At 42.4% G+C, this 3,467-nt stretch carries 4 protein-coding genes and 1 pseudogene; 2 read left to right on the top strand and 3 right to left on the bottom strand.

Annotated elements, in window-relative coordinates:
• The first annotated feature begins 192 nt into the window (after window positions 1-192).
• Window positions 193-1,242, top strand: a complete 1,050-nt coding sequence (locus tag IM319_RS03245; protein ID WP_004162539.1) for an aromatic ring-hydroxylating oxygenase subunit alpha — start codon at window positions 193-195, stop codon at window positions 1,240-1,242.
• Between the two features lie 89 nt (window positions 1,243-1,331).
• On the opposite strand, the gene IM319_RS03240 is transcribed toward IM319_RS03245, so the two are convergent.
• Window positions 1,332-1,460 (bottom strand): hypothetical protein, encoded by a 129-nt coding sequence (locus IM319_RS03240; protein ID WP_287734626.1) that lies wholly within the window; start codon window positions 1,458-1,460, stop codon window positions 1,332-1,334.
• A gap of 173 nt (window positions 1,461-1,633) precedes the next feature.
• Between IM319_RS03240 and IM319_RS03235 the strand changes: the two are divergent.
• Window positions 1,634-1,759 (top strand): annotated as a pseudogene (locus tag IM319_RS03235) (DUF4164 domain-containing protein); the annotation flags it as partial.
• On the opposite strand, the gene IM319_RS03230 reads toward IM319_RS03235, so the two are convergent.
• Both IM319_RS03230 and IM319_RS03225 read right to left on the bottom strand, forming a co-directional pair.
• Window positions 1,756-2,439 carry an N-acetylmannosamine-6-phosphate 2-epimerase gene (locus IM319_RS03230; RefSeq protein WP_287076561.1) on the bottom strand — a complete coding sequence of 228 codons (684 nt, stop codon included), beginning with the start codon at window positions 2,437-2,439 and terminating at the stop codon, window positions 1,756-1,758. The pseudogene IM319_RS03235 and the gene IM319_RS03230 overlap by 4 nt on opposite strands.
• 321 nt (window positions 2,440-2,760) lie before the next feature.
• Window positions 2,761-3,270: an inorganic diphosphatase gene (locus IM319_RS03225; RefSeq protein WP_004162542.1), complete on the bottom strand. Its 510-nt coding sequence runs from the start codon at window positions 3,268-3,270 to the stop codon at window positions 2,761-2,763.
• Window positions 3,271-3,467: the final 197 nt, after the last annotated feature.

The following is a 3,467-nucleotide window of genomic DNA, read 5'->3' as shown; positions in this document are numbered from 1 at the left end:
TCAGTCTGTAGAGCGACCATAAGACCAGAACAGAGTAAATCTGTTAAGGCAGGTGCGAAACCCCGCAAGGGAAAGAAGCAGAAACCTAAATCGTGAGGTTTGGGAATCACCGTCCGTTTTACGGCGGTGAGGATGTCAAAACCTTCATTTCTGATGATAGGATGAACGATCGAAGCTCTCCAGACAAACCCTATGACTAGCTTACTGCGCGACTTTTGGTATGTGGCCACACCGGCAAATAAACTGAAACCCGGTCAGCTAATGGCCAAAAAAATGCTAGGTGAACCGATTGTTGTCGGTAGGAGAGAGGATGGAGAAGTGTTCGCATTGCGGGATATTTGCCCCCATCGCGGCATTCCGCTGCACCATGGCTGGATTGAAGGGGATGGGGTGTACTGTTGCTATCATGGCTGGAAATTTAACACTAGCGATGGCGTTTGTTCTGAGATACCCTCATTAACCGAACACGATCGCCTTGATATTAGCCGAATTTGTGTCACCAGTTATCCCTGTCGCGAAATACAAGGTCATATCTGGGTGTTTATTCCGGCAGACTCAAAAAGGGAAATTAAGCAAGAAAATCTGCCTCCTGTGCCGATTATTAGCGATTTTGGCAAACTTACCCCCAAAATAGCCGAAACTATCACTTTTGACTGCAATATTGACCATGCGGTGGTGGGATTGATGGATCCGGCCCACGGTCCCTACGTTCATACTTCTTGGTGGTGGCGCAGCGGTCCGCGCAAATTTCGGGTCAAAGAAAAACAATACGAACCAGTTCCCCTCGGTTTTCGTCTTGCCCCCTATGATATGCCCGTAAGTGCGAAACCTTATAAAATTTTGGGTAATAAGGTATCGATTGAAATTGTTTTTGAATTGCCCTCGGTGCGTACAGAAATACTACGAGGTGATCGCTATTTGGCCTGTGCTTTTACGGCAATTACTCCCATCGATGAAAATCACTGCGAAGTCCATCAAAGTTTATACTATACGATTCCTTGGTTGGCATTTTTAACCCCTCTTTTGCGTTATTTAACCCGACAATTTCTTAAACAGGATCGCGATGTGGTGATTAAACAACAGGAAGGACTTAGTTATCATCCAGCTTTGATGTTAATTGATGATGCCGATACCCAGGCCAAATGGTATTATCGCCTCAAGCAAGAATACGAAAAATCTCAAGCAGAAAAACGGGATTTTGTCAACCCCATTAAAGCACAAATTTTACGGTGGCGTAGTTAGAATTTGATCATTTTATTACTAGACTTGCCCTTTGACACAAGGTCATAACCTGTGCTGTAGGAGGGATTAAGAGAATTTCTGATGCCCAGTTACTGGGGACAAATCAGGGAAACCTTTAATAAATCTAAGGCTTTCTCTAAGTCTAATAATTGTCCTAAACTATGGCTACAAGTCTCGCCATTAAATCCTCTTGCTGTGGCTAATTTTGATAATATCATCGGGTAATTTTGAGAGGTTGCCAAGGGTTCTTTTTTTTGACTTGATCTCCTTTTTAGCAAATATGATCCATCCCTGTCTATTAATAAATATTACAATAAACATGGGTACGTTAAGAAAAGTTAACGGGTTTATCCATTGCTGGATAAGGGTTTTTGGCTATTGTAGTAAGGAAAAAATTAACGGATTGACCGCAGGGATTGCCTATCAGCAATTCACAAACCGGGGGATTTTAATCGCTTTGGTTGTCGCTATTTTAGGAGGTGCGGCTAAACTTTTTGTTTTTTTTGCCTCCCATTAATCTTTTGATAAAATTACTTGTAAAAAAGCGGTAGTTTTTAAATCAATCCCTGTAATTGCCGTGCCAACAACTACCGAATATGCACCAACTTCGAGGGCTTTTTTTGCTTCTGTTGGAGTCGATATTCCTCCTTCACAGATAACAGGAACTGATAACTTATTAACTAATTCTTCTAGGAAAGAAAAACTCGGCGGTGGCAGATTTTTAGTTGCTTCTGTGTAACCGTAAAGAGTTGTACCGACAATATCAGCACCGGCTGCCACGGCATAAATAGCACTTTCGATCGAGTCTATATCTGCCATGACTAATTTACCAGTTTCCTGATGAATACGATCGATAATTGTGGCTAAATTTTCATCATTAGGACGCTTTCTTGGGGTAGCATCCAAGGCAATTATATCTGCACCCGCATCGGCAATAGCGAGAGCATCTTGATATTTGGGAGTAATATATACCGAACAATCGCGATAATTGCGTTTCCAGAGCCCAATTATCGGTATATCCGGCAATTGTTGACGGGTGGCTTTCAGATGAGTGGGACTATCAATTCTGACCCCACAAGCACCCCTATCCACGCAAGCATGAGCCATGGCGGCAATAATTACAGGATCGTGCAGAGATGACTCCACTGGCGCTTGACAGGAGACGATTAAACCCGATTTTAAGGTTTCTATTCGCATAAATTGGGGTGTGGGGATTTCAGTTATCAGTGAGCAGTAATCAGTGAAAAGAGAGCCAAACTTGTCAATAGACATCTCCAAGAATTATAACCCAATCAAAGCTTACTTTTCTCTTGTGTACTAACAAATAGTTCGCTAATTGAGACATAGATCTTTCGTTGCTATATTGAAAAAATATGAAGTAATTAAAACCATTTCTATTCGGACAAATCTCTTAAGCAGAAAAACTTTTAGCCTTGGGATAATATTAGGTCTATGTCTACTGAGCATCGTTTACTTAAAACTCAAATCTGATAGCTGATAACTGATTTTGGACTGAGATTACTTATAAGCAGCGATACACTGTTCAACTAAAGCGGTTACTGCGTCCACATCTTTCCAACCGAGAATTTCTGTGACTTTTTTCTCTAGATTCTTATAGGTTTTGAAAAACTCGGCGATTTCCTGCAAGCGATGGGGAGAGACATCTTTGAGGGATTTTACCTCAGCATAACGAGGATCTTTAGCGGGAACACAGAGAATTTTTTCATCGCGATCACCACCATCGATCATTTCTAACATACCAATAGGGCGCGCCGTAATCACACAGCCGGGGAAAGTAGGCTGATCCATGATCACCATACCATCTAAAGGATCGCCGTCATCGGCGAGGGTATTGGGAACAAAACCATAATCACAGGGATATTGTACCGAAGAATAGAGAACGCGATCGAGAGCAAAGGCGTTTAAATCCTTATCAAACTCGTATTTATTCTTACTACCGGCGGTAATTTCCACTAAAACGTTAATTAAACCGGGTTTCGGTTGGGCAGGAATGCGCGATAAATCCACAAGCTTTCTCCAAATACAAGACATTGACACTCTCGCCGTCAAGCTACGCTGTGACGGGAGATTCTTGCTTCTACTCCTCTTAACTAGACACAATCGGAAGACTATGCCCCCGTCAGACCGAATCCACAAGCGTTTTAGTTTAACGTCTACCGACTGTCCGGCGGTGGACGGCTCTGAATTTTATTTGTGGGCTGTTT

The organism is Microcystis sp. M113S1 (assembly GCF_020246945.1).
Lineage (GTDB): Bacteria > Cyanobacteriota > Cyanobacteriia > Cyanobacteriales > Microcystaceae > Microcystis.
Note: the sequence above shows the minus strand (reverse complement) of the source record. Positions and strands in the feature narration are given on the sequence as shown.

Excerpts from the sequence above, each read along its gene's own strand:
- IM319_RS03245 (WP_004162539.1), top strand. The coding sequence starts at position 193 with ATGACTAGCTTACTGCGCGACTTTTGGTATGTGGCCACACCGGCAAAT.
- IM319_RS03230 (WP_287076561.1), bottom strand. The coding sequence starts at position 2,439 with ATGCGAATAGAAACCTTAAAATCGGGTTTAATCGTCTCCTGTCAAGCG.
- IM319_RS03240 (WP_287734626.1), bottom strand. The coding sequence starts at position 1,460 with ATGATATTATCAAAATTAGCCACAGCAAGAGGATTTAATGGCGAGACT.